The 23,982-nt window shown below is 65.3% G+C and carries 21 protein-coding genes; 7 read left to right on the top strand and 14 right to left on the bottom strand.

Going from position 1 to position 23,982, the window contains the following annotated elements:
• Positions 1-1,389 carry a phosphomannomutase gene (locus tag H7828_RS07590; RefSeq protein WP_226780418.1) on the top strand — a complete coding sequence of 463 codons (1,389 nt, stop codon included), beginning with the start codon at positions 1-3 and terminating at the stop codon, positions 1,387-1,389.
• On the opposite strand, the gene kdsA is transcribed toward H7828_RS07590, so the two are convergent.
• The 3 genes from kdsA to H7828_RS07575 all read right to left on the bottom strand — a co-directional run bounded on the left by kdsA (position 1,380) and on the right by H7828_RS07575 (position 4,525).
• Complete coding sequence (gene kdsA / locus H7828_RS07585) at positions 1,380-2,201, bottom strand: 3-deoxy-8-phosphooctulonate synthase (protein WP_226780769.1); 822 nt, start codon at positions 2,199-2,201, stop codon at positions 1,380-1,382. The two genes, H7828_RS07590 and kdsA, sit on opposite strands and share 10 nt — an antisense overlap.
• Positions 2,198-3,004 carry a 3-deoxy-manno-octulosonate cytidylyltransferase gene (locus tag H7828_RS07580; RefSeq protein ID WP_226780768.1) on the bottom strand — a complete coding sequence of 269 codons (807 nt, stop codon included), beginning with the start codon at positions 3,002-3,004 and terminating at the stop codon, positions 2,198-2,200. The genes kdsA and H7828_RS07580 overlap by 4 nt, the downstream gene beginning before the upstream one ends.
• Positions 3,005-3,130: 126 nt before the next feature.
• Positions 3,131-4,525, bottom strand: coding sequence for a pyridoxal phosphate-dependent decarboxylase family protein (locus H7828_RS07575; RefSeq protein ID WP_226780417.1), 1,395 nt, complete (start codon positions 4,523-4,525; stop codon positions 3,131-3,133).
• Positions 4,526-4,646: 121 nt separating this feature from the next.
• Here H7828_RS07575 and H7828_RS07570 point away from each other — a divergent pair, with 121 nt between their 5' ends.
• A complete protein-coding gene (locus tag H7828_RS07570; RefSeq protein WP_226780416.1) occupies positions 4,647-5,663 on the top strand; it encodes a P1 family peptidase in 1,017 nt (338 codons plus the stop codon).
• A gap of 3 nt (positions 5,664-5,666) precedes the next feature.
• On the opposite strand, the gene ychF is transcribed toward H7828_RS07570, so the two are convergent.
• Positions 5,667-6,764, bottom strand: coding sequence for a redox-regulated ATPase YchF (gene ychF, locus H7828_RS07565; protein ID WP_226780415.1), 1,098 nt, complete (start codon positions 6,762-6,764; stop codon positions 5,667-5,669).
• A 62-nt stretch (positions 6,765-6,826) separates the two neighbouring features.
• Positions 6,827-7,018 (bottom strand): hypothetical protein, encoded by a 192-nt coding sequence (locus H7828_RS07560; protein ID WP_226780414.1) that lies wholly within the window; start codon positions 7,016-7,018, stop codon positions 6,827-6,829.
• 100 nt (positions 7,019-7,118) lie between these two features.
• On the opposite strand from H7828_RS07560, the gene trpA reads away from it, so the two are divergent.
• From trpA to H7828_RS07540, 4 genes are all read left to right on the top strand, one after another.
• The gene (trpA, locus tag H7828_RS07555; RefSeq protein ID WP_226780413.1) at positions 7,119-7,910 is read left to right on the top strand and encodes a tryptophan synthase subunit alpha; all 792 of its coding nucleotides are present in this window, start codon (positions 7,119-7,121) and stop codon (positions 7,908-7,910) included.
• 25 nt (positions 7,911-7,935) lie between these two features.
• Positions 7,936-8,250: a hypothetical protein gene (locus H7828_RS07550; protein ID WP_226780412.1), complete on the top strand. Its 315-nt coding sequence runs from the start codon at positions 7,936-7,938 to the stop codon at positions 8,248-8,250.
• Positions 8,251-8,471: 221 nt separating this feature from the next.
• A complete protein-coding gene (locus H7828_RS07545; RefSeq protein WP_226780411.1) occupies positions 8,472-9,641 on the top strand; it encodes an alpha-hydroxy acid oxidase in 1,170 nt (389 codons plus the stop codon).
• Between the two features lie 59 nt (positions 9,642-9,700).
• Positions 9,701-11,596: an alpha-amylase family protein gene (locus tag H7828_RS07540; protein WP_226780410.1), complete on the top strand. Its 1,896-nt coding sequence runs from the start codon at positions 9,701-9,703 to the stop codon at positions 11,594-11,596.
• Here H7828_RS07540 and H7828_RS07535 read toward each other — a convergent pair.
• Positions 11,563-12,732 (bottom strand): MFS transporter, encoded by a 1,170-nt coding sequence (locus H7828_RS07535; protein ID WP_226780409.1) that lies wholly within the window; start codon positions 12,730-12,732, stop codon positions 11,563-11,565. The two genes, H7828_RS07540 and H7828_RS07535, sit on opposite strands and share 34 nt — an antisense overlap.
• Before the next feature lie 282 nt (positions 12,733-13,014).
• Here H7828_RS07535 and H7828_RS07530 point away from each other — a divergent pair, with 282 nt between their 5' ends.
• Positions 13,015-13,665, top strand: a complete 651-nt coding sequence (locus tag H7828_RS07530) for a 50S ribosomal protein L25/general stress protein Ctc (RefSeq protein ID WP_226780408.1) — start codon at positions 13,015-13,017, stop codon at positions 13,663-13,665.
• 91 nt (positions 13,666-13,756) lie between these two features.
• Here the strand turns inward: H7828_RS07530 and H7828_RS22830 are convergent, their stop codons facing one another.
• From H7828_RS22830 to H7828_RS07485, 8 genes are all read right to left on the bottom strand, one after another.
• Positions 13,757-15,574 carry a patatin-like phospholipase family protein gene (locus H7828_RS22830; RefSeq protein WP_281070710.1) on the bottom strand — a complete coding sequence of 606 codons (1,818 nt, stop codon included), beginning with the start codon at positions 15,572-15,574 and terminating at the stop codon, positions 13,757-13,759.
• A 278-nt stretch (positions 15,575-15,852) separates the two neighbouring features.
• Positions 15,853-16,917 (bottom strand): Gfo/Idh/MocA family protein, encoded by a 1,065-nt coding sequence (locus tag H7828_RS07515; protein ID WP_226780407.1) that lies wholly within the window; start codon positions 16,915-16,917, stop codon positions 15,853-15,855.
• On the bottom strand, positions 16,914-17,912 hold the full coding sequence (locus H7828_RS07510; protein ID WP_226780406.1) for a Gfo/Idh/MocA family protein: 999 nt from the start codon (positions 17,910-17,912) through the stop codon (positions 16,914-16,916). The genes H7828_RS07515 and H7828_RS07510 overlap by 4 nt, the downstream gene beginning before the upstream one ends.
• Positions 17,913-18,914, bottom strand: a complete 1,002-nt coding sequence (locus H7828_RS07505) for a Gfo/Idh/MocA family protein (protein WP_226780405.1) — start codon at positions 18,912-18,914, stop codon at positions 17,913-17,915.
• Positions 18,911-20,008, bottom strand: coding sequence for an ABC transporter ATP-binding protein (locus H7828_RS07500; protein ID WP_226780404.1), 1,098 nt, complete (start codon positions 20,006-20,008; stop codon positions 18,911-18,913). Before H7828_RS07500 ends, H7828_RS07505 begins: the two co-directional genes overlap by 4 nt.
• 22 nt (positions 20,009-20,030) lie before the next feature.
• The gene (locus H7828_RS07495) at positions 20,031-21,110 is read right to left on the bottom strand and encodes a carbohydrate ABC transporter permease (RefSeq protein WP_226780403.1); all 1,080 of its coding nucleotides are present in this window, start codon (positions 21,108-21,110) and stop codon (positions 20,031-20,033) included.
• 3 nt (positions 21,111-21,113) lie between these two features.
• Positions 21,114-22,544 carry a carbohydrate ABC transporter permease gene (locus H7828_RS07490; RefSeq protein ID WP_226780402.1) on the bottom strand — a complete coding sequence of 477 codons (1,431 nt, stop codon included), beginning with the start codon at positions 22,542-22,544 and terminating at the stop codon, positions 21,114-21,116.
• A gap of 75 nt (positions 22,545-22,619) precedes the next feature.
• Positions 22,620-23,909 carry an ABC transporter substrate-binding protein gene (locus H7828_RS07485; protein ID WP_226780401.1) on the bottom strand — a complete coding sequence of 430 codons (1,290 nt, stop codon included), beginning with the start codon at positions 23,907-23,909 and terminating at the stop codon, positions 22,620-22,622.
• Positions 23,910-23,982: the final 73 nt, after the last annotated feature.

Here is a 23,982-nt window from a genome sequence, read left to right as displayed (position 1 = left end):
ATGGCACCCAAATTCGGAACCAGCGGCCTGCGCGGATTGGTCAGCGAACTGACCGATACACTCTGCGCCAACTATACCCGCGCCTTTCTGAACCGCGCCCGTCACGATGGTGTGCTGCTGGTCGGCGCCGATCTGCGGCCCTCGTCGCGGGCGCATCTGCGCGCCGTGGCCGCCGGGGCGCGGGCGGCAGGGCTTGAGGTGGTGGATTGCGGCACCCTGCCCACACCGGCCCTTGCGCTTGAGGCGCAACACCGCCGCGCGCCGGCCGTCATGGTCACCGGCAGCCACATTCCCGCCGACCGCAACGGGCTGAAGTTCTATCGTCGCAACGGAGAGATCACCAAGGGCGACGAGGCCGCGATCAACGCCGCCCTGCGCGACTGGAACGGTCCGCTTGACCTGACCGATCCGCCGACCGACGCCGGTGTCGCCGCCCGCTATGCCGAACGCTATACCGGTTTTTTCGCCGCCGACGCGCTGGGTGGGCTGCGCGTGGGGCTTTACGAACATTCCGCCGTGGGGCGCGATCTGTTGGGCCAGGTGCTGAAGGCACTGGGGGCCAAGGTGGTGCCCCTTGGGCGGTCCGACCACTTCATCCCCGTCGATACCGAGGCGGTGGATGATGACACCCGCGCCCGCCTGCACGGCTGGGCAGGGGAACACCAGCTGGACGCCATCGTTTCGATGGACGGCGATTCCGACCGCCCGCTGATCACCGATGCCACGGGCCGGGTCGTTCCGGGCGATGTGATCGGGGCACTGACGGCGCAATTTCTGGGCGCGCGCATTATCGTGACGCCGGTGTCGTCGAACACGATGATCGACAGCATGGGCTTTGACGCGATCCTGCGCACGCGCATCGGTTCGCCCTTCGTGATCGCCGAGATCGAAACCGCCCTGGGCGACAGCGCGAAGGCCCGCGTCGTCGGGTACGAGGCGAACGGCGGCTTCCTGACCGGCTTTCCCGTCGAGGGGCCGGGCGGCACGCTTGCGCCGCTGCTGACGCGCGATGCCTTCCTGCCGATCCTCTGCACCCTTGCCGGGATTGTCCGGAACGGTGCGCTGGCCGATCAGGTGGCCGCCCTGCCCGCGCGCCGCACCGCCGCCGACCGGCTGGTGGGACTGCCCAGCGAAACCTCGGCCCGGCTGATCGCGTCGCTGCGCCAGAACCGCGCTCTCAGGGCCGAGCTTTTCGCCGCCCTTGGAGAAGAAACCCACCTGAACCAGACGGACGGGCTGCGCATCACCTTTGCCTCGGGCGAAGTGGTGCACCTGCGCCCCTCGGGCAACGCGCCCGAACTGCGCTGCTATGGCGAAGCGACAACCGAAGACCGCGCCCGCGCGATCGTGCGCACCACCTTGGACGAGGTGAACCGCCGCTACGCCTGATCCATGTCCGATTTGCGCAGGGCGTCATAGCGGCGCAGATCGGCCAGCAGCGCCGCCATCTCGGCAAGCGGAATCATGTTCGGCCCGTCGCTGGGGGCAGTATCGGGCGCTTGGTGGGTTTCGATGAACAGCGCCGATATGCCCACGGCACAGGCGGCCCGCGCCAGCACCGGTGCAAATTCGCGCTGGCCGCCGCTGGTGGCGCCCTGCCCGCCGGGCTGCTGCACCGAATGGGTGGCATCGAAGACCACCGGATAGCCCGTGCGCGCCATCACCGGCAGGCCACGAAAATCGCTGACCAAGGTGTTATAGCCAAAGCTGGTGCCGCGGTCGCACAGCATGATCCGTTCGTTGCCGGTGCTAGCCACCTTTTCGGCCACATGCGCCATGTCCCAGGGCGCGAGGAACTGGCCCTTCTTGATGTTCACCGCCGCCCCGGATTCGCCTGCCGCCAGCAAAAGGTCGGTCTGGCGGCACAGGAAGGCCGGAATCTGCACCACGTCCAGAACACCACCCGCCACGCGCGCCTGCTCCACGTCATGCACATCCGACAGGACAGGGCAGCCATGGGCATCGCGTACCTCTTGCAGGATGTGCAATCCTTCGTCCATGCCGACACCACGGGTCGAGCCCAGGGAGGAACGGTTGGCCTTGTCGAAACTGGCCTTGAAGATGAACGGCCGGCCCCCGTTGGCCCGCGCGATCCCTTCGGCCATGAACAGCGCGTGATCGCGGGTTTCCAACTGGCAGGGCCCCGCGATCAGCGCGAAGGGCAAGGCGCCGCCAAGATCGACAGGGCCGATGCGGATCATCCGACCGGGCACGACAGCTCCTGCAGCACCTGTTCGACGCGGCCCACATCCTCGGGGTTGTTCACCTCCCAGAACACGCGGCCCCGGCCATCGACCACCACACAGCGCACCGCGTGACCGTTTTCAAGAAACCGCAATTGCTCCAGCGCCTCCAGCTTTTCCAGCCGCCCCACCGGCCAGCCGACATAGGCCGCCAGCGCCGAGGGGCGATAGGCATAGACCCCGACGTGGTGATAGACAGGCACATCACGGGCGAATGTCTTTTTCGGATCGATATAGGGCAGAACTTCCTTGCTGAAATACAGTGCATGCTGGCGGGCATCGAAGACCGCTGTCGTGGCCCCCACGCGCCCCGCCTGCCGGTCGGCCATGAAATGCCCGTAACTCTGCGGATCGCACTGCACCACCGGCGTCGCGACCTGGGCCGCCTCATCCTCGGCCATGGCGGCGATCAGGTCTTCGACGAACCAGGGTGGGGTCAGCGGCGCATCGCCCTGCACGTTCACCACCAGGTCAGCGGTGATGTCATGGCGCGCCAGGGCATCGGCACAGCGGGCGGTGCCGTTTGCGCAGTCCGGCGATGTCATCAGCACCGATGCGCCGAAGTCCTGCGCCGCGTCGCGGATGCGGGCATCGTCGGTGACGACATGCACGGCATCGACGCCGCGCACCTGCATCGCCGCCTCCCAGGTCAGGTGGATCAGGCTCTTGCTGCCGCCGCCGGGCACTGCCAGATGCGCCAGCGGCTTGCCGGGAAACCGGGTCGAGGCGAAACGCGCGGGGATCATCACGACTGTCTTCATCTTGCGCCCCTGACTGCGCCCGATCGGGGTAAGTGCATTCATCGGCCCGTCCTTCCCGTTGGTTCAGCCCAAGGAAAACACGAAACCGCGCCCATAATGGGGCATTCCCGTGAAAATGACAGGGGGTCAGCCGCCCGAAAGTTCGACAATCACGCGGCGTGCCATTTCCACATCGGCGCGGGTGGCATCGAACTGCCCCACCTGGAACCGGATCGCCATGCGCCCGTCCACCCGTGTCTGGGTCAGGTAGATGCGGCCATCGTCGTTGATCCGGTTCACGAGGTCGATCTGCGCCGCGTCATCACCATCGCGCAGGCGGAAGGTGAACAGCGACAAAACCGGCGCGGTGACGATTTCAAACCGTGGGTCGCGCCCCAGGTCGGCGCAAAGCGCCCGGGACCAGGCAACATGGTTGCGCAGCCTTTCGCGCAGGCCATCCAGGCCATAGGCGCGGATCAGGAACCACAGCTTCAGCGCCCGGAACCGCCGGCCCAGCGGCACCGACCATTCGGAATAGTTGATCAGCCCGTCGTGGCCGTGGGTCTTCAGATACTCGGGCTGGATCGCCAGGGTTCTGACCAGATCGGCCGGATCGCGCAGGAAATGCGCCGAACAGTCGAACTGCGCCCCCAGCCATTTATGTGGATTGAAGACGACCGAATCCGCGCCCTCGACCCCGGCCCAAAGCGTGCGGAACTCGGGGCAGATCATCGCCGCCCCGGCCCATGCGGCATCGACATGGGTGTAAAGGCCGTGGTCCTTGGCCACCGCGATCACCGCCGACAGGTCATCGCAGGCGCCGGTGCCCGTGCCCCCGGTGCAGGCCACCACGCCCGCCGGGAGATGCCCCGCCGCGATGTCATCGGTGATGGCGGCCTGCAAGGCGCCTGGGTCCATGCCGCGCAGGGGGCCGGTGACGGGGATGCGCACCAGATTGTCCTGCCCGATCCCCGCAATCCAGATCGCGCGGTCGACCGATGTATGCACCTCGGCCGAACAATAGATGCGCAGCCGCCCCTGCCCCGACAGCCCCCGCGCGTTGCCCTGCCAGTTCAGCGCCCTTTCGCGCATGGTCAGCACCGCCGCCAGGGTGGCCGAGGATGCGCTGTCCTGGATCACGCCCGCAAACCCGACAGGAAGGCCGATGGCCTGGCGCAGCCAGTCCAGCATCACGGTTTCCATCTCGGTCGCGGCGGGCGAGGTTTGCCACAACATGCATTGGGCCGCGATGGTACTGACCAGCATTTCGGCCAGCATCGAAGGTGGTGCGGCATTGGCCGGGAAATAGGCAAAGAAACGCGGATGCTGCCAATGGGTGATGCCCGGCATCACCACGCGTTCGAAATCCGCCATGATGGCCTCCATGGCCTCGGCCCCCTCGGGCGGCGCGGCGGGCAGTTGCGCCGCAATCTCGCCCGGTGCGGTCTGCGCACGCACCGGACGGTCACGCAGCGTTCGGTGATACGCGGCCGCCCATTGCGACACACGCGCGCCCCAGTCGGAAAATTCGTCCCAGTCCATCGTCTGCCCTCCTGCCTTGCCGCGTTTAAAGCGCAGGATCGCCCCCGGCGCCATCCCCTTGCCCCTACTGGCAAAGCCGATCAGAAACAGGGCATCCGCCCGCCAAAGGACAGGTCACGCCATGCCGCAAGACGCCCAACCGCCCCGCCGCGCCCGCGCCCAGGGCATCACCATCGGCCAGCACACCCCCGGCCCGCTGAATGCAATCACCGATGTCGAAGGGGTGGCGGTGGGCCATGTGACCCTGATCGAAGGCGACCGCACGCGCACCGGGGTAACGGCGATCCTGCCCCACGGCGGCAACCTGTTTGCGCGCAAGGTGCCCGCCGGGTTGGCGGTGCTGAACGGGTTCGGCAAGTTCACCGGAGCCACCCAGATCGACGAGTTGAACCAGATCGAAACGCCGATCCTGCTGACCAATACCCTCGCCACCGGCCGCGCCATCGAGGCGCTGATCGCCCATACCCTGGCCCATCCGGACAACGGCAACGTCGTGTCGATCAACCCGGTGGTGGGCGAAACCAACGATTCGCGCCTGAACGACATCCGCGCCCCCCGCCCCACCGTGGCGGAAATGCGCCGGGCGCTGGAGACTGCCCGGGGCGGCGTGGTGGACGAGGGCGCCGTGGGCGCGGGCACCGGAACCGTCGCTTTCGGGATGAAGGGGGGCATCGGCACCGCCTCGCGCGTCGTGGATGGCGTCACGTTGGGGGTGCTGGTGCAGTCGAACTTCGGCGGCAGCCTGCGGATCGACGGCCGCCCCCTGAACCATGCCCTGCCCCCCGCAGATGCCGATGGGTCCATCGTGATCATCCTGGCCACGGATGCGCCGCTTGACGGAAGGTCGCTGGAACGGCTGGCCCAGCGGTGTTTCGGCGGCCTGGCCCGCACGGGTGCGGCGCTTTCCCACGGGTCGGGCGATTACGCGCTGGCCTTTTCCACCTGCCTTGCGCCCTCGGCACCCCTGCGCAACGGCGCCCTGTCGCCCCTGTTCGAGGCCGCGATCGAGGCCACCGAAGAGGCGATCCTGAACTCGATGCTCATGGCCGTGCCGATGGAGGGGTTCGACGCCGCCTCGCAAAAGGCATCGCATATACCGGCCCTGCGCCTGCCCGTATCCTCGGAGCAGGAGCCGTGACGATCAGGTGTTGAACAGGAAGTGCAGCACATCGCCATCCTTGACGATATAGCTCTTGCCCTCGATCCGCATCTTGCCCGCATCCTTCACTGCCGCCTCGCCGCCCAGGGTGACGAAATCGTCATAGGCGATGGTTTCGGCGCGGATGAAGCCCTTTTCGAAATCACCGTGAATGACACCCGCCGCCTGAGGGGCTGGGGTGGCGGTGGGGATCGTCCAGGCGCGGGCCTCTTTCGGGCCGACGGTGAAATAGGTCTGCAAGCCCAAAAGCTCGTATCCCGCAACGATCAGACGGTCCAGACCCGCCTGCTCCAGCCCCAGTTCGCCCAGGAACATCTCGGCCTCGTCGGGCTCAAGCTGGCTGATCTCTTCCTCGATCTTCGCGGAAATCACCACGATCCCCGCGCCCTGTTCGGCGGCCATGGCGGCCACACGCTCGGATTGGGCGTTGCCGGTCGCGGCATCCTCTTCGCCGACGTTGCAGACGAAAAGGATCGGCTTGCTGGTCAGCAGTTGCAGAAGCTTCCAGGCGCGCCGGTCATCCTCGGCCACCTCGACGGTGCGGGCCGGCTTGCCGTTCTCAAGGGCGGCCTGCGCATCCTTCAACAGCCGCTCCTGCTGCACTGCCTCCTTGTCGCCGCCGCGCACCTTGCGCGACAGGCCCGCCAGGCGGCGTTCGACCGAATCCAGGTCGGCCAGCATCAGTTCGGTCTCGATGGTTTCGGCATCGGCCACAGGATCGACGCGATCCTCCACATGGGTCACGTCGCCGTCCTCGAAACAGCGCAGCACATGGGCGATGGCATCGCATTCGCGGATATTGGCCAGAAACTGGTTGCCCAGCCCCTCGCCCCGGCTTGCGCCCTTCACAAGGCCAGCGATGTCGACAAAGGTCATCCGCGTCGGGATGATCTGCTTGCTTTTCGCAATGGCGGCCAGCTTGTCCAGCCGGGCGTCGGGCACGGCCACCTCGCCCACGTTGGGCTCGATCGTACAGAACGGAAAGTTCGCGGCCTGCGCGGCGGCGGTGCGGGTCAGCGCGTTGAACAGGGTGGATTTGCCCACGTTCGGCAGCCCGACGATACCCATCTTGAACCCCATGACGCGCTCTCCCTGCTAGTGGTTTCGCGCGCTTCTATGGCGGCAGGCGCCCGGGTGCAAGGTTATCGCAGGCGCCCGTCGGCATGGGTCTGGTAAATCAGCACCCAGGCCAGCAGGATGAAGATCGGATGACCCAGCCCGCCCGAAAAGATGATGGCCGGCAGCCAGATCACGAAGACCAGGATGGACAGGAACACCCGACCCGTCAGAAGGATCGAGAGCGGCGGCAGGAAAAGGGCAAGGACATAATTCATGAGGGGTCATATGGGTTCGCCGCCGAAGGTTTCAAGCGGCCATTGATCTTGCCGCGCAATTCGCGCAAACCCCTGACAGGGACCCGAGGGAGAAGACGGAATGACACGGATCGACGCCAAATTCGCTGAGCTGCGCCGCGCGGGCAAGAAGGCCTTCGTGTCTTACGTCATGGCGGGCGACCCCGATTTCGACACCTCGCTGGCGCTGGTCCGGGGCCTGCCCGGGGCCGGGGTCGACGTGATCGAACTGGGCCTGCCCTTCACCGATCCCATGGCCGACGGCGCCACGATCCAGCTGGCCGGCCAGCGCGCGCTGGAGGGTGGCATGACGCTTGACCGCACGCTCGACCTCGTGCGCGCCTTCCGCCAGGGCGACGACAGCACGCCGATCGTGATGATGGGCTATTACAACCCGATCAGCTCGCGGGGCGTTGACCGGTTTCTGGAACAGGCGAAAGAGGCAGGCATAGACGGGCTGATCATCGTCGATCTCCCCCCCGAAGAGGACGCCGAGCTCTGCATTCCCGCCCAGGCGGCGGGGCTGAACTTCATCCGCCTGGCCACCCCCACCACCGATGACGCCCGCCTGCCCAAGGTGATGCAGAACACCAGCGGCTTCGTCTACTACGTCTCGATCACCGGGATCACCGGTGCCGCCGCCCCCGAACCCGCCGATGTCGCGCCCGAGGTGGCCCGCATCAAGGCCCAGACCGACCTGCCCGTGATCGTCGGCTTCGGCATCCGCACCCCCGAGGCCGCGCAATCCATCGCCGCCATCGCCGACGGCTGCGTCGTCGGTTCGGCCATCGTCGCCGAACTGGCCGAAGGCAAGCCGGTGGACCAGGTGCTCGCCTTCGTCCGTTCGCTGGCCGAGGGCGCCCACCGCGCCTGACGGCCGGGCGGGCAGGGAAACGGCAATGGTCAACGTTCTGGCAGGTCTGGCGCGGTTGCTTCTGGTGCTGCAGGCGGCACTGGCAATCGTCGTTCTTGTCGTCGCCGCCGTCGGCATGCAAAACGCCGCGCCGTCCAGCGGCTGGCAAGGCGTCGCACCCTTCTTGGTCGGCTTCGCGCTTCTGGCCTCGGCCGGGTTCACCGCTGTGCTGTTCCAGATCAGCGATCGCCTCGGCGCCATCCACAAGACGCTTCAGCACGGCGCGCCCCGTTCCGACACACCGGCCGGTTCTCCCCCGGGCAGCAAACGCCGCGAACCAACCCTTCGCGCAGCACGCTGACCCCGACCGGGCCCGCACGCCCGCCTCTCTTTCTTGCCAAAAATACTCATGGCGCGCGAGAAACCGCAGGTTTCGAGCGCGCGCCCGGGCGACGCCGAAGGCGGCGCAATCCCTGTTTTCGCCATTCTCCGAACACCCTTCGCGACGGGGGCAAAGCAGCCTTGCCGTCAGACGCACCGATTGGTAAATCTTCCTTACCAATTCACCCCGAAGGCCAGCCCATGCCCCATATAACCGAGATCGAAGACCTCAAACGCATCTACAGGCGGCGCGTGCCGCGGATGTTCTACGACTATTGCGAATCCGGCGCCTGGAGCGAGCAGACCTTCCGCGACAACTCGACCGATTTCGATCTGCTGCGCCTGCGCCAGAGGGTGGCCGTCGACATGGCCGGGCGCAGCACCGCAACACAGATGATCGGCGAAGACGTGGCAATGCCGGTTGCCCTGGCCCCCGTGGGGCTGACGGGCATGCAGCACGCCGATGGCGAAATCCTCGCCGCCAAGGCCGCCGAAAAGGCTGGCGTCCCCTTCACCCTCTCGACGCTCTCGATCTGCTCGATCGAGGATGTGGCGGCAAACACCACCAAGCCGTTCTGGTTCCAGGTCTACACCCTGAAGGACACCGATTTCATGGAGCGGCTGTTCGAGCGGGCGCGCACCGCGGGCTGTTCGGCCATCGTCATCACTCTGGATCTTCAGGTGCAGGGCCAGCGCCACAAGGACATCAAGAACGGCCTTTCCGCCCCGCCCAAGCTGACCCCGAAATCCATCGCCAACATGATGACCAAGGTGCCATGGGGGCTTGAGATGCTGGGCACCAAGCGGCGGTCCTTCGGCAATGTCGTCGGCCATGCCAAAGGCGTCAGCGACCCGTCGTCGCTGTCGTCCTGGACGGCCGAGGCCTTCGACCCCTCGCTCGACTGGGCGCGCATTGCCGAGTTCAAGCGGATGTGGGGCGGCAAGGTGATCCTGAAGGGCATTCTCGATGCCGAGGACGCCCGGCGCGCCGTCGACGTGGGGGCCGACGCCATCGTCGTTTCCAACCACGGTGGGCGGCAACTCGACGGGGCCATCTCCTCGATCCGCGCCCTGCCCGAGATCGTCGAGGCGGTGGGCGACCAGATCGAGGTGCACATGGACAGCGGTATCCGCTCGGGGCAGGACGTGCTCAAGGCCGTGGCCCTGGGCGCCAAGGGCACCTTTATCGGGCGGTCGTTCATCTATGGCCTGGGCGCCATGGGGCAGAAGGGTGTGGAAACCGCGCTCGAGGTGATCCGCAAGGAGCTGGACACCACAATGGCCCTTTGCGGGCGCAAGAACATCCAGGATGTCGACCGCGACATCCTGCTGATCGACGACGATTTCTACCGCTGGCGGCGCAAGGGCTGATCCGCCACGGGGCGGCGCGGTTGAATTGACAATCGCGCCGCATCTGCATTGATGCCTTCATGGCAGACACAAGACCCATCACCGACACCCTGTTCGACCTGCGCTGGCAACGCAGCGCCCCCGACATGACCGCCGCGCTTGCGCGGGTCTACGGCGAAAATTGCGATATCGACAGGCTCACTGCCCGCCTGCGCGCCCTCCTGCTGGAAAAATGGCAGGCCCGCCCGCGCGACCTGCGCGCGCTGGACCTGGCGCGCGACGTGATGCCCGACTGGTTCCTGTCGCAACAGATGGTGGGCTACGTCTTCTACATCGACCGTTTCGCCGGGCGGCTGAAGGATGTGCCCAAACACATCCCCTACCTGCAAAAGCTGGGTGTCACCTATGCCCATTTCATGCCCTGCCTGAAACCGCGCCCGGGCGACAGCGACGGCGGCTATGCGGTGATGGATTACGGCGCGATCAATCCCGCGCTCGGCACCATGGCCGATTTCCGCCGGGTGACAAAGCAGATGCGCGCGGCGGGCATTTCCACCTGCATCGACATGGTGCTGAACCACACCGCGAAAGAACACGAATGGGCCGAAAAGGCCCGCGCCGGCGATCCGCACTACCGCGCCTTCTATCGCATCTTCGACGATGCCACCCTGCCCCGCCAGTACGAACAATCCCTGGTCGAAGTCTTTCCGAACCAGGCGCCGGGAAATTTCACCTTCTATCCCGACATGGACAAGTGGGTCTGGACCACGTTCAACGAATACCAGTGGGATCTGAACTGGGAAAACCCCGAGGTTTTCCTGGCGATCCTCGCCGTGATTCTGGACCTCGCCAACAACGGCGCCGAGGTGATGCGCCTGGACGCCGTCGCCTTCATGTGGAAGCGCATGGGCACCAATTGCCAGAACCTCCCCGAGGTGCACGACCTGCTTCAGGCCATCGTACAGGCCACCCGCATCGCCGCCCCCGGCGTCGTGCACAAGGCCGAAGCCATCGTCGGCCCGCGCGATCTGGTGCCCTATCTCGGTCAGGGGCGCCACGCCGGGCGGGTCAGCCAGTTCGCCTATCACAACAACCTGATGGTGCAGTTCTGGTCATCGCTTGCCGCGCGCGACACGCGGATGATGGCGGATGTGCTGGCGCGCCATTTCCCCGAGAATTTCCGCCGCGCCGGCTGGGCCACCTATATCCGCTGCCACGACGATATCGGCTGGGCCATCGACGATGGCGATGCCGCGCGGTTTGCCCCGATCACAGGGCCGGGACACCGCCGCTTCCTGGCCGATTTCTATGCCGGCCGCTTTCCCGGCAGCTTTGCCCGCGGGGCCGATTTCCAGGTGAACGAGGAAACCGGCGACAAGCGCACCAATGGCACCTTTGCCTCGCTCGCCGGGCTGGAGGCCGCCCTTGCGGCGGGCGATCCGGGCCAGGTTGACCTGGCGGTAAACCGCATCCTTATGGGCCACGCCCTGATCGCGTCTTTCGGCGGCATGCCCCTGATCTACATGGGCGACGAGATCGGGCTGACCAACGATCATTCCTATGCCCGCGATCCCGACCTGGCCGAGGATGGCCGCTGGATGCAGCGCCCGGCGATGGACTGGGTGGCAGCAACGGGCGGCGAAACCGCCGAAGGCCCGGCAGGCTGGATCTGGCGCGGCACCCGGCACATCCTGGCCCGGCGCAAGGCCCTGCCGCAACTGGCCGGCTCGGTTCCCACGCGCATCCTGCAAACCGGCCACCCCGCGCTTTTCGCGGTGCAGCGGCCGGGCGACGATGCCACGCTGACGGCGGTGTTCAACTTCACCGAACACCGGCAGGCCATCGACGGGATAAATCTGGGCCTGCAAGAGGGGCAGTGGTACATCGACGCGCTGACGAAACGGCCCCTGTTGCAGGGGCAGGACAGGCTAGACCTGCCGCCCTACGGGCGGGTCTGGCTGTTGCCCGCCACCTGACCTTCGCTGCGCCGCAGGGGCAGAAGCATCGCCAGGATCGCAATCAGCAGCAGCGACACGATGGCAAAGGACACCCGCAGGCTGAAGGCCTCGGACAGAAGGCCCATGACAGGCGGCCCGACGAAGAAGCCCAGAAAGCCGACAACCGCCGTGCGCGAGATCGCCTTGGTGCGATGCGCGGGCGACACCCGCCGCCCCACCAGCGCCAGCCCCATGGGCGCCAGCACCGAAACCCCCAGCCCGTAAAGGGCGAACCCGAGGTAGGCCATGGGCAGGTTCACCGCCCCCGCCGCAAGGAAACCGCCCAGGGCCGAAAGCACCGCCGACCAGCGGATGACGGTGGATTCCCGCAGCCGGTCGGCGATCAACTGTCCCGAGAACCGGCCAATCCCCATGGTCAGGCCCAACATGGCCGGGCCAAAGGCCCCCTCGGCCGCGCCGCCACCCAGGGTGCGTTCGATATGCAGGGCCGACCAGCCCTCGGCGGCATTCTCGGCCAGGAAGGCAATCAGGACGATACCACCGCCCCAGACTACGATCGAGGTCGGGAAGGCGCGGCGCGAATGCTCATCCTCTTCGGGCACGATCTCGACATCCATGCGCATCCAAAGGGTGCCGATCAGGGCGATGGCACCGATTCCGGCAAAGACCGTCACCGGCGCCAGCCCCGCTTCGCGCGCAATGCCGGTGACAACGGCGCTGGCGGCATAGGCGAACGAGAACATCGAATGGTTCAGGTTCATCAGCGACCGGTCATGGCGCGCCTCAAGCTCGCTCACCCGGGCGTTCATCACCACATCGGTCAGCCCCGAGGCCATGCCAACACAGGCCATGGACAGCGCGAAGGCCAGAACCGTGTCGGCCGTGCCGGGCAGCAGGAAGGACACCGACAAGAGAGCCGAGGCAATGGGCATCGCCCAACGCCCCAGACGCGCATCGGCCAGCGGCGCCAGCCACATCGACATCACCAGTCCGATGGCCGAACACAGCAGCGCCAGCCCGAACAGGCCATCCCCCGCCCCAAGTCCGGCCTTCAGCACGGGTACGAAAGCGGCAAAGGATCCCCACATCGCCCCCATGCCGGCAAAGGCCAGGGCGGGCGAACGGGACAGGCGAAGGGCAGATCGTACAGTCATGCCCGCCTGTTGCCAGCAACCGGTTTGCACGGCAAGTGCCAAATCATCCACCGCCGCGCCTGTCGAAAGGCCGCTCTTTGAGTATTTATGACAAAGAAGAAGCATCAGGTGCGATTGCGGTTTCTTCTTTGTGACAAATTCTCCCGCCGGAGGCTCCCGCATTTTCCGCCCGCGCGACGCCGACAAGGCTTTCCAACCGCGCCAACATCGCCTATAGCCACGCGCTCATGGGCGGACACCCTTGGAGGCCGCCCCCAACATCGAATCAAATGGAGAACTGCAATGGCTGGTAAAATCCCAGACATCCAGGCGCTGCCGAGAACGGGGACAGGCAAGGGGGCCGCCCGTTCCGCCCGCCGCGAAGGATTTGTCCCCGGTGTCGTCTATGGCGGGGGTGCCGATCCCCTGCCGCTGAACCTGCCTTACAACGAGCTGATCAAGAAGCTCAAGGCCGGGCGCTTCTTGTCGACCCTCTTCAACCTGAAGATGGAAGGCCAGGAAGACGTGCGCGTGATCTGCCGCGGCGTTCAGCGCCACGTGGTCAAGGATCTGCCGACCCACGTGGATTTCATGCGCCTTAAGCGCACCAGCCGCGTTTCGCTGTTCATCCCTGTCGAAGTCGAGGGCGAGGAAGACTGCCCCGGCCTGCGCAAGGGCGGCGTGCTGACCATGGTGCGCCCCGAAGTCGAACTGCGCTGCACCGCCGGCGACATCCCCGAGAAGATCACCATCTCGATCGCCGGGCTGGAAATCGGTGACACCGTCACCATCTCCTCGGTCGACCTGCCCCAGGGCACGCGCCCGACCATCGACCGCGACTTCGTGATCGCCAACCTCTCGGCTCCGGCTGGCCTGGTTTCGGCGGGCGAAGAGGAAGACGGCGAAGTCGAAGCAGACGAAGTCGAAGCCATCAACGTGGACACCGACGAATAATCCGTCTGCCCCGCCCTTTTCGGGCGTTGCACAGGTCCATGGAATGCCGCCAGCCCCCTCGCTGGCGGCATTTTTCGTTTCCGGGCCGGCCTCAGCCCCCCTTTGGACCGGCCCAGGGCAAAGCGGCTTTCGTGGCCCGCATCATCGCGACCGGGTCGGCCGGGCTTTCCCCCGCCGCGCTCGCCTGTTCAAGGGCGCGGGAAAAGGCGCGATAGCTGGCGTCGAACTGGGCGCGGGATTTCGTCCAGTCGAGATAGGCCATGCCCGCCAGAGGCTCGATATCGATCATCACGTCACCGGGCGCATCGACCCCGCGCAACCGCCGCTGGGCGTTCACGTTGAAGACCCGTGACAAGACCGAGATCGCGGTGGGAAAGCCGCCCTCGCCCGAGCCGCGACGCCAGGGGGTGGACAGAACCTCCCATGCCGTGCCGGCGCGGGTCGGAAGGGACTCATAGCCCCTAGCGCTGCGCCAATCCGTATCGCGCAGCATGTTCAGCAGGATCGCCGGCCCCGGCTTGCGCGCCCGCATGGCCAGGATCGGCGCATTGTCGATCATCGCACCGTCCACCAGGACATTCCCGGCGCCGTCGATCCATGGCGGAAACACGACAGGGATCGAGGTACTGGCCCGCAGCGCCTGCCACAGGGGACCCGAGTCGAGGATCGCCACGTCGTTTGCCGAAAGGTTCGTTGCCACGGCAAAGAAGGGCAGCGCCAGATCTTCGATGTCCCAAAGACCGAAATGTTCGCGAAGGGCGGCATCGTACAGGGCGGGATCAAGGATGCTGTACTTGGGCAGGGCATACCGCCCCATGGCCTTGCTGCGCAGGAAGATCTCCTCGCACAGATCCATGACCATGTCGGGATCGCGCCCTAGGGCCAGGGCCGCGCCCATGGCCGCACCCGCACTGGTACCACCGATCATGTCGAAGGTCATCCCGTGTTCACCGAGGGCCTTCAGCGCGCCAAGATGCGCCGTCCCCTGCGCCCCTCCCCCGCTGAGCACGAGGCCGAGCGCCCGGCCATCGACGAAACGCACCAGCCGGTCCAGATCGGCAGGCTGGTCCAGCGCAACATGGTGATGCTGCGCGACCTGCCGGGCCTGACGCAGGGCTGCCGTGCCGCCAATCGGCTGGTCCGCCCGATCACGCCAAAGCACCAGTTGCGCCATCGTGCCCGGCGGCAAGGGCGCGCGGTTGCGGGCGCCGGAACTGGCAAGGGGCGCAAAGTCGAAGACCTCGTCCACCTCGGTCAGCATCCCGGCGGATGGCGCCACGAAGAGAACTTTCCGCCCCTCCGCCTCGATCTGCTGCTGGCGGGCGCGGGGGTCGGCGGCACCGGCCTCGATCACGCCCCAGTCGGGCAGACCCGCCCGCAGGGCCGCGATTACCCTGGGGGGCACCTCGCCGCAAAGCGCGACACAGCGCGCCGCTCTCGGGCGCAGCGCCCTCGCTCCCCGGCTTGTCGTGGCCAGGCGACGGGCAAGGCTGGCCATGATCGCCTGCGCGATCCCGGGCACCTCTTGCGCGACAGCGTTCCAGGCCTCGCGCCCCAGCATCAGAACCTCGCTGCCGCGCGCGGCCACCACATCGGCCGATCTTGCGCCCCCCGCGAAAAAGCCGATTTCACCGATCGGCTCTCCGGCGCCAATATCCGCGATCGCCTGACCGCCCGCCATGACAGTAAAGCGGCCGCGCAACACCAGGAAAAGAAAGTCGGCGGGGTCACCCGCCCGGATCAGCCGCGTGGCCCGCGCCACCTGCCGCCGTTCCGCCACGCCCAGAACCCGCGCGGCCTGTTCATCAGAGAGTTCGGCGAAAGGCGGTGTGCGGCGCAGGGCCTGGATCGCGGCCCCGGTACAGGGGGCGAAACGGTCGTCGCTGGTGGGCGTGTCGGAGGGGGACATGGGCAATCCGCGTCGCTGTCTGAAATCGGCCCCATAATGGCGCCCCATCGTTGGAGCGCAAACGAAAAGGCGGCGACAGGGCCTTCAGCGATACTTGTCTCGAACGGCCCATTTGTTGGGACAGGCGGACTGGGGCGCTGCCCCAGACCCCGGGATATTTCAGGACCAAAGATGGGGAAGGTGCACCCATTTGCCCAGAGACGGGCCGGGACCGGGCGGCGAGGCCCCTACTTTCTTGCTTAAAATACTCCCGCCGGAGGCGTCCCGCCGCCGCGGGGTCACCCCTCGGGGACCCAGCCGCCATACATCGGGTGATCGCGCCCCAAAGGCAGCGTGACCGGGGCGTTTGCCTTCGCCGAGGCATAGACCGCGGTCACGAATTCCAGCGAGCGTCGGCCGTCTTCCAGCGTCACCTCGCGCCCGCCGTTGCCGTCCAGGGCATCTGCCAGCGCTTCGAACATGCCCACGAAACCCGTCTTCGCCTCGGTCACATCGGCCAGCACATCGTCGATCTGCGCCTGGGTCGTCGGTGCGCGGGCGGTGAAGTGCCAGGGCTTGGCGGCCAGCGAATAGGGCGCATGGTCGGATTCGACGGTGAACCCCTCGAAGTTCAGGCGCATCCTACTGGTGTTTCCGGCGCTGCCCAGGGTGACCGAGCTGGTGATCAGGGCACCATCGCCCATGCGCAGCGACAGAGCGGCGCAATCCTCGACCTCGATGTCGTTCACCCGCGTCGCCGTATCGGCAAAGACCTGCGCCACGGGGGCAAGCAGCCAGGGCAGCAGATCGTGGATGTGGATCGCATGGCCCAGAAGGGCACCGCCCCTCTCGCCCTTCCATGTACCGCGCCAGGGAATCGCGTAATAGGCGGCGTCGCGGTCCCAGTGGGTTTCCAGCGTCCCGGCATAGCATTTTCCGGCCAGTCCGGCCTCGATCAGCGCGAGGAGCTGCGCCGTTCCCAGGCCATAGCGATACTGGAACACCGGCGCGACGATGCCATCGGTCTGGGCGACCTTCTCGGCCAGTTGATCGACCTCGGCCAGCGAGGCGACCAGGGGTTTTTCGCAGACAACGATCTTGCCCGCGTCCAGGGCTTCCATGATGGCAGAAAAGTGCAAGTGCGGCGGAAGGCAGATATCGACGATATCGACATCAGGATCGGCCAGTACGTCCTTGAAATCCTGGATATACCGGCAGCCATCATGGGCATCTGCCGCCGCTTGGCCACGTTCGGCGTCAAGGTCGCAAATGCTGTGAATTCGATAGTCGTCGGGCAAGGCCGCATAGCCGGTCAGATGCTGTGCGCCGATCCCCGCGCCAATGACAGACACGGTTCTGGTCATGCTGCGGCGGCCTGTGCACGGATGGCCAGTTCCATGGTCGTGAAGGTGTGGCGCTGTCCAACGGCGGTTTCCGTGCGATCCTGAACATCGGCGCAGAGCCTCGGGAAATAGGGCAGTGCCATTTCGGAACAGTCGATGTGAACGTTTTCTTCACCATTCACGAGGTAGAGATTGCCCAACCGGTGCGCCTGACCGATCTCGGTATATTTGCGCAACTCGATCTGGCCTTCGGTGCCCTGCAAGAACAGGCGCCCGTCGCCCCAGGTGGGCATCCCGTTCGGGGTGAACCAGTCGACGCGCACATAGCCGTGCCCGCTGGGCGAGCGGAGCACCATCTCGCCGAAATCCTGGAAGCCGGGATGATCGGGCATCGTCGTGTTCTCGACGTGGGCGTGAACGATATCGGCCATGTCCGAGCCGGTGAAATGAAGGAACTGATCGATCTGATGCGAACCGATGTCACAGAGAATGCCACCGAACTTCTGCGTGTCGAAGAACCAGTCGGGCCGCGTTTTCAGGTTCTGCTTGTGCGGGCCAAGGCCCACGGTCTGCACCACCCGCCCGATGGCCCCGGCGTTCACCAGTTCCTCGGCCTTGGCCACTGCCGCCACCTCGAACCGTTCGGAAAAGTTGACCGTCCAGATGCGGCCGGTGCGCGCCTGGCACTCCTTGATCGCGTCCAGTTGCTCAAGCGTGGTGCAGCCCGGCTTGTCGACCATCACGTCCTTGCCCGCCTCCATCGCCGCGATCGCCAGGTCGGCGCGGTCGCAGGGAATGGCGGAAATCAGGACCATCTTCACCTCGGGGTCGTCAAGAATGGTGCGGTAATCCGCCACCTTCTCAAGCTGGGGAAAGACCTCGCGGAACTTGTTCTCGGTCACGGCCGGGCCGCCCGTCCACCACTGGGTACAGCTGCATCCCTGCGCCAGCATGTTGGACAGCATTCCGAAGATGTGACCATGATCTATGCCCATGACGGCAATCTTGAACGGCATCTAAACCTCCGTGCGGGCACCCCTGCGCCCCGATGTTTCAATGGCCGCAATCAGGCGATGCACCTCAAGCGCCGCACGGCCGGGCACCATGGGCGCACGCCCCTCGCGGATCGCGTCAGCAAAATCACAGATCACCGCGCGATGCCAGTCCGAGGTGAATGCCATCGGATCGGCCCCGCCGCCGCTGGCCGTTGCGGCCCCGAAGGTTTCGCTGTTGCCGTCGCGCCAATCGATCGAAAGCTGGTTCGTTTCAAACCGGGCCGAGCCCTTGGCGAAATGCAGGGTGATGGATTCGCCCCGCCCCGGGAAACTGGCCGTCGTGGCGGTAAGCGTTCCGACCGCGCCATTGGCAAAGTTCAACCCCGCCGAGACGAAATCCTCGGCCTCCATGTCGTGAAAGGCCGTGGTCGCGGTGAGTGCGGTGACATCCACCACCGGGCCGGTCAGGGACAGCATCAGGTCAAGCGTGTGAATGGCCTGGGAGATCAGGACCCCACCGCCGTCGCGCGCATAGGTGCCGCGGCCCGGCTCATCGTAATAGGACTGGGGACGCCACCAGGGCACATGCACCTCGACCATGCCGAGGGCGCCCAGATCAGGCTGGATGCGGCGCAGATCGGCCAGCACCGGTCGCGCGCGGAATTGCAGCATGATGCCCAGCGGCACGCCCGCCGCCTCGCAAGTTTCGACAAGGGCCGTGGCGTTCTCGAGGTTCCGCTCGACCGGCTTTTCCATCAGGATCGGTTTACCTGCCGCGGCCAGTTCTCCGATGATCTCGGCGCGGGCATTTGGGGGCGTGGTGACGATCACGAAATCGACGTCGTCTGCGGCAATCTCGGCGACCGAGCCATAGCTGCGCGCCGTCAAACCGTGCTTTGCCAGGAAGGCCTGCCGGCTTTCCTCGGAGCGGGAGTAGACCCCCGCAAGGGTGATATCGGTTTTCGACAGGGCATCCACATAGGTGCCCGAGACCATGCCAAGGCCGATCAGCGCAACCTTCATGCCAGCGCCCTCCCCTTCAGTTCCAGCGCCCTTTCGCCTTCGCCGGCGAAGATGTGGAAGCGTTCCGGATCGAACGTCACGCCGATTTCCTGGCCCCGCTTCAGGGGGATCTGCTGGGCCAGTTGCACGGTCAGCGTCTCACCGTTGGGGAAGGCGGTGTAGATATAGGTCACCGCGCCAAGTTGTTCGAAATTCTGCACTTTCACCACCATATCGCCCGCCCCTTCCAGAGATACCCCGATGGTTTCGGGGCGCAGGCCAAGGGTACAGGGCATTGTTTCCACCAGAGTTTCGCCCAGTTGGACGGGCATCTGCAACCCGCAATCCATGGTCAGCTTGCCATCGGGCGCGATCTTGCCGGCAAGAAAATTCATCTGCGGCGCCCCCAGGAAACCGGCGACGAACTTGTTGACCGGCCGGTTGTAGAGGTCCAGCGGCTTGCCCACCTGTTCGATCCGCCCGCCGCGCAGCACGACGATGCGGTTGGCCATGGTCATCGCCTCGACCTGGTCATGGGTGACATAGATCATCGTATTGCCAAGCTCGGCGTGCAGATTGGCAATCTCGACCCGCATCTGCAGGCGCAATTCGGCGTCGAGGTTCGACAGCGGTTCGTCGAAGAGGAAGATCTGCGGCTCGCGCACGATGGCCCGCCCGATGGCGACCCGCTGCCGCTGCCCACCCGAAAGCTGCCCGGGGCGACGATCGAGCAGCATCTCGATCTGCAGGAGCTTGGCCGCGTCGTTGACCCGCCGGTCGATCTCTTCCTTTGCCATGCGAAGGTTTTCCAGCCCGAACGACAGGTTCGAACGCACCGACATATGCGGATAAAGCGCGTAGGACTGAAACACCATCGACAGCCCGCGTTCCGAGGCGGGCACGTTGTTCACCCGCTTGTCCTGCAACAGGATGTCGCCCGAGGTCGGATCGTCCAGCCCCGCGATCAGGCGCAGCAGGGTGGATTTGCCACACCCCGACGGTCCGACGAAGACCACGAATTCGCCCTCTTCGATGGCCAGGTCGATGCCGTGGATCACCTGGACCGCGCCCCAGGATTTCTTGATGTGCTTCAGTTCAAGTGCATGTGTGGCCATTACGTCAAACCTGTCGTGAGGATCATTTGAGCCCCGATGTGGCTATGCCGGTGGTGATGAAGCGTTGCAGCCACACGAACACCAGCGTGATGGGGATGAGCGATACGACCGTCATCGCAAGGATGTAGTGGAAATCGCTGTCGAATTCACCGCTGAAGGTGGTCAGGCCGATCTGCAGGGTATGGGCCGAGGGGTCGGAGATCAGCACGATCAGCGGCCAGAGGAAATCGTTCCAGCGCCAGATGACGCTGAGGATCGCCAGCACCGACAGCGCCGGCAGGCTGAGCGGCAGGACGATGCGCCAGAAGATGCGCCATTCGCTGGCGGCATCCATGCGCGCCGCCTCGAGCAGTTCGTCGGGGATGGTCAGCATGTACTGGCGCAGCAGGAACACGCCCGTGGGCGTGGCCGCAGCCGGGATGATCACCCCCCAGAGCGAGCCGAAGATGCCGAAGGACCAGACCACGAAGAACAGCGACACCAGGATGATCGACGACGGGATCAGCAGCGTGGCCACGATCAGGATGGTGAAGGTCAGCCGCCCGCGAAACCGGTATTTGCTGAGCGCGAAGGCCGCCATGGCGTTGATCAGCAGGGTGATCAGGGTCGCCATCACGGTGACGAAAACGCTGTTGAACAGGTAGGTGAAGAAGGTGAAATTGGTCTGCCCGTTCCGTTTCAGGATCGGGTCGAGGTAGTTTTCCGTGGCGATGCGGATCTCCTCGTTCGGGGCAAGCTGGGTGCGCGGCACCTTGAACACGTTGGTCGGATCGTCGATCGGCGCGACATCGGTTTCCTTGCGCGTCGGCCCGGCCTTGAACACCACCGTCTCATTGCCGTTGTCGTCGGTATAGATCCAGGTGGTCTTGTCGCCCTCGCCCGGCACGTCCGTTTCGACCTGGGCATAGGGCAGCAGACGGGTGTCGAAACTGTCGACCGCGCGTTCGGGTTTCACCGAACTGAAAAAGGTCCAGAGCACGGGGACAAGGATGATGAAGACCCCCAGCGCAAGATAGCAATAGGCCATGACATCGGCCGCGCCGATCCGTTCGGCCTTGTCGGCGCTGCCACGGGTGCGGGTGAGGAATGTTGCGATGCCCATGACTTACAGCTCCGACTGGCGGCGGGTGATGAACAGTTGGAAGAAGGTGAAGATGGCAATCACCACCGCCATCAGGACCGACCCCGCCGCCGCCTCGCCATAGGCGGGGTTGTCGCCCGTGAAGGCGGTTTCATAGATATGCTGCACGATCATGAAGGTCTCGCGCCCCGGGCCGCCCCCGGTCAGCAGCCAGACCTCGTCGAAGATCTGGAAGCTGCGGATCAGCGACAGCACCAGAACCACCGTCAACGTCGGCATGACCAGCGGCAGGGTGATGCGATAGAAGGCGCGCGCCGGCTTGGTGGCGTCCATCTTGGCGGCTTCGTAGAGATCGCGCGGGATCGCCTGAAGGCCGGCCAGCAGGATCAGCATGTAAAAGCCCATGTGCGACCAGCAGAAGACGAAGACCAGCCAGAAGAAGGGCCAGTTGGTGTTGGGCGTCACCAGCCAGTTGATGGGGCGGAAGCGCCCGAAATCGAAGACCGAGTCGAACTGGATCGACAGCAGCAACACGATCGACAGGATGCCGAAGCCGATGATCGCCCAGCGCGCCCTCGGGTGGCCCGTGGCCACGAACCACAGCAGGCCCGCCACCAGCACAAGGCCCAGCCAGAAGGACGACAGCGCCTCGAACCCCACCATCCGCAGCGGGCTGGCCCAGGAGAAGACGGCAAGGAACAGCGCGGCGAAAACCGCCGTCCAGGGCAGCGAAGGATCGGCATTGGCGCGGATTGCCCTTTCGCTGGCCAGCATCAGCAGGATGCCGAAGGTGACGGTCGCGGCAATGTCAAAGCCGGTCATTCCCGCCAGCGCGGTGATCCCGTCCGAGGCATTGCCAAGGGTTTCGTTCAGGATGCCCTTGCGGTGCAGAACCCAGTTCCAGATGTTCGCGATCACCACCGGTGACAGCATGACCGGATAAAAGAACATGGCCCGCCAGAACCCGCGCCCCACGATGTTCTTGTTGACCACCAGCGCCGTGGCCAGGGCGGCAACGCAGAGGATCGGCACCTGCACCGCCACGAAAATCAGGGTGTTGCCCATCCCTTTCCAGAAACTGAAGCCTTCGTTGGAACAGGTGCGCGGGTCGAAATAGCTTTCGCATTCGAAGATCGCGCCATAGTTCGCGCCCCCCACCCAGGGCCGGTCGAACAGGGCAATCGACGATCCGCCGGTGAAGCTGACATAGAAGTTCAGGATCATCGGCAGGAAGGTGAAGAACCCGAAGATAAGCATGTTGGGCAGCAGCAGGGCATAGGGCACCCCGCGCCTGCCGAACAGGCTTTGCGCCAGTTCCACCGGAAACCCGATGAGATCCATGGCGAAATTCGGGATCTGGGCCAGCCGGTATTGGCGCCGGGCCAGCAGCCACCATGTGCCGCCTCCGATCCACAGGATGCCGATGATCAGGCTGGCAAGGGCGGCGATGCTCATGGGGGGTATCCTTGGGCAGGCGTAAATCGAAGATGCGGGGCCGCATGGAACGGCCCCGCATCGCCGGTGACAGGATCAGTTGTTGGCGTTCTTGTCGGTTTCCTCCTGGATCTTGGCCATCGCCTCGTCCAGGGAGATTTCGCCGTTCATCGCCGCGCCCAGGTATTGGGTCGTGGCATTGAAGATGACGAAGTTGTTGGGATTGCCTTGCAGGTCATAGGCCTGGGGCAGTTCCTCGGCCGTTACCACCGCCATGGCGGCGAACTTGTTCAGGCCGTCGGCCACCGCTTCCGAGGCACCGGCGGACTGGTAATCAAGCCCTTCCTTCTGAAGCTCGGCATGGGCGGGGATGGCGAAGGTCTGGGTATAGTATTCCTTGGCCTGTTCCTTTTCGCCCATCCAGGCCACGAACTTGGCCGCCGCCTCGTCATCGGCGCCGCCCGAGAAGGCAACCAGACCGGCACCGCCCGGCATCACGCCACAGCCCGCCGGACCGCAGGGCACGGGCACCACGGCCCAGTCGAACTTGTCGCCGACGTTGGCCTCGACGTTGCCCACGTTCCACGACCCGGACATGTAGAACGACACATCCTGGTTGAAGAACATCTCGTTGCCGTTGGCGTATTTGCCACCGGACACCGCCGGCCAGACATCGGGGGGCATCAAGCCTTCGGCGTGCCAGTCCAGCATCATCTGCGCGAAGGTCTTGAACCCTTCGTCGACGATCAGTTTGCCATCCTCGTCGAAATACTTGGCACCGTAGGACATGGCAGGCCCGGCCATGCGGTGACCCGACCGGTCCATCACCATGCCGGAATAGGCGCCGGTGGCCTCCATCACCTGACGGGTGGCATCGGCCCAGTCTTCCCAGGTTGCGCCGGGTTCTGGCACGTCCACGCCCGCCTCTTCGAACATGGTCAGGTTGACATAGGGGCCCGTCACCGTCATTTCGGTGTGAAAGCCGTAGATCCCGTCGGGCTTGCCCGCACGATACCAGGGCAGAACGGCGCCATAGGCCGCTTCCCAGGCCTCGGCATCGACGTAGGGGGTCAGGTCGACGTAATAGGGGTTGAAGCCGCCAAGGTTGGTGACAAGCGCCAGATCGGGGCCCGACCCGGCCTCAAGCTGAACGGGAAGCTGTTCGCGCACCACGTCATAGCCGACGATGTTCAGCGAGATGTTAACGTCGGGCTCGATTTCCTTGTAGCGGTCGATGAAGCCCTGAAGGATCTCGGCCTCGTTGTCGTTTTCGTTCAACATCAGGCTCAGATCGACAGCGTAGGCCGCGGTTCCCAGCGACATGGCAATGGCCGAGACCGTGCCGAGAGCCGCAGAACGGCGGACGAGTTTCTTGGTATAGGACATGGTTCCTCCCTAGGGTTGATACTGTGTTGCCCAGCATTGGCCCCGATAGTGCGCAGCAAAAATCCATGCGTCA

The sequence above is a fragment of the Oceaniglobus trochenteri genome, assembly GCF_020529025.1.
GTDB lineage: Bacteria > Pseudomonadota > Alphaproteobacteria > Rhodobacterales > Rhodobacteraceae > Oceaniglobus > Oceaniglobus trochenteri.
Note: the sequence above shows the minus strand (reverse complement) of the source record. Positions and strands in the feature narration are given on the sequence as shown.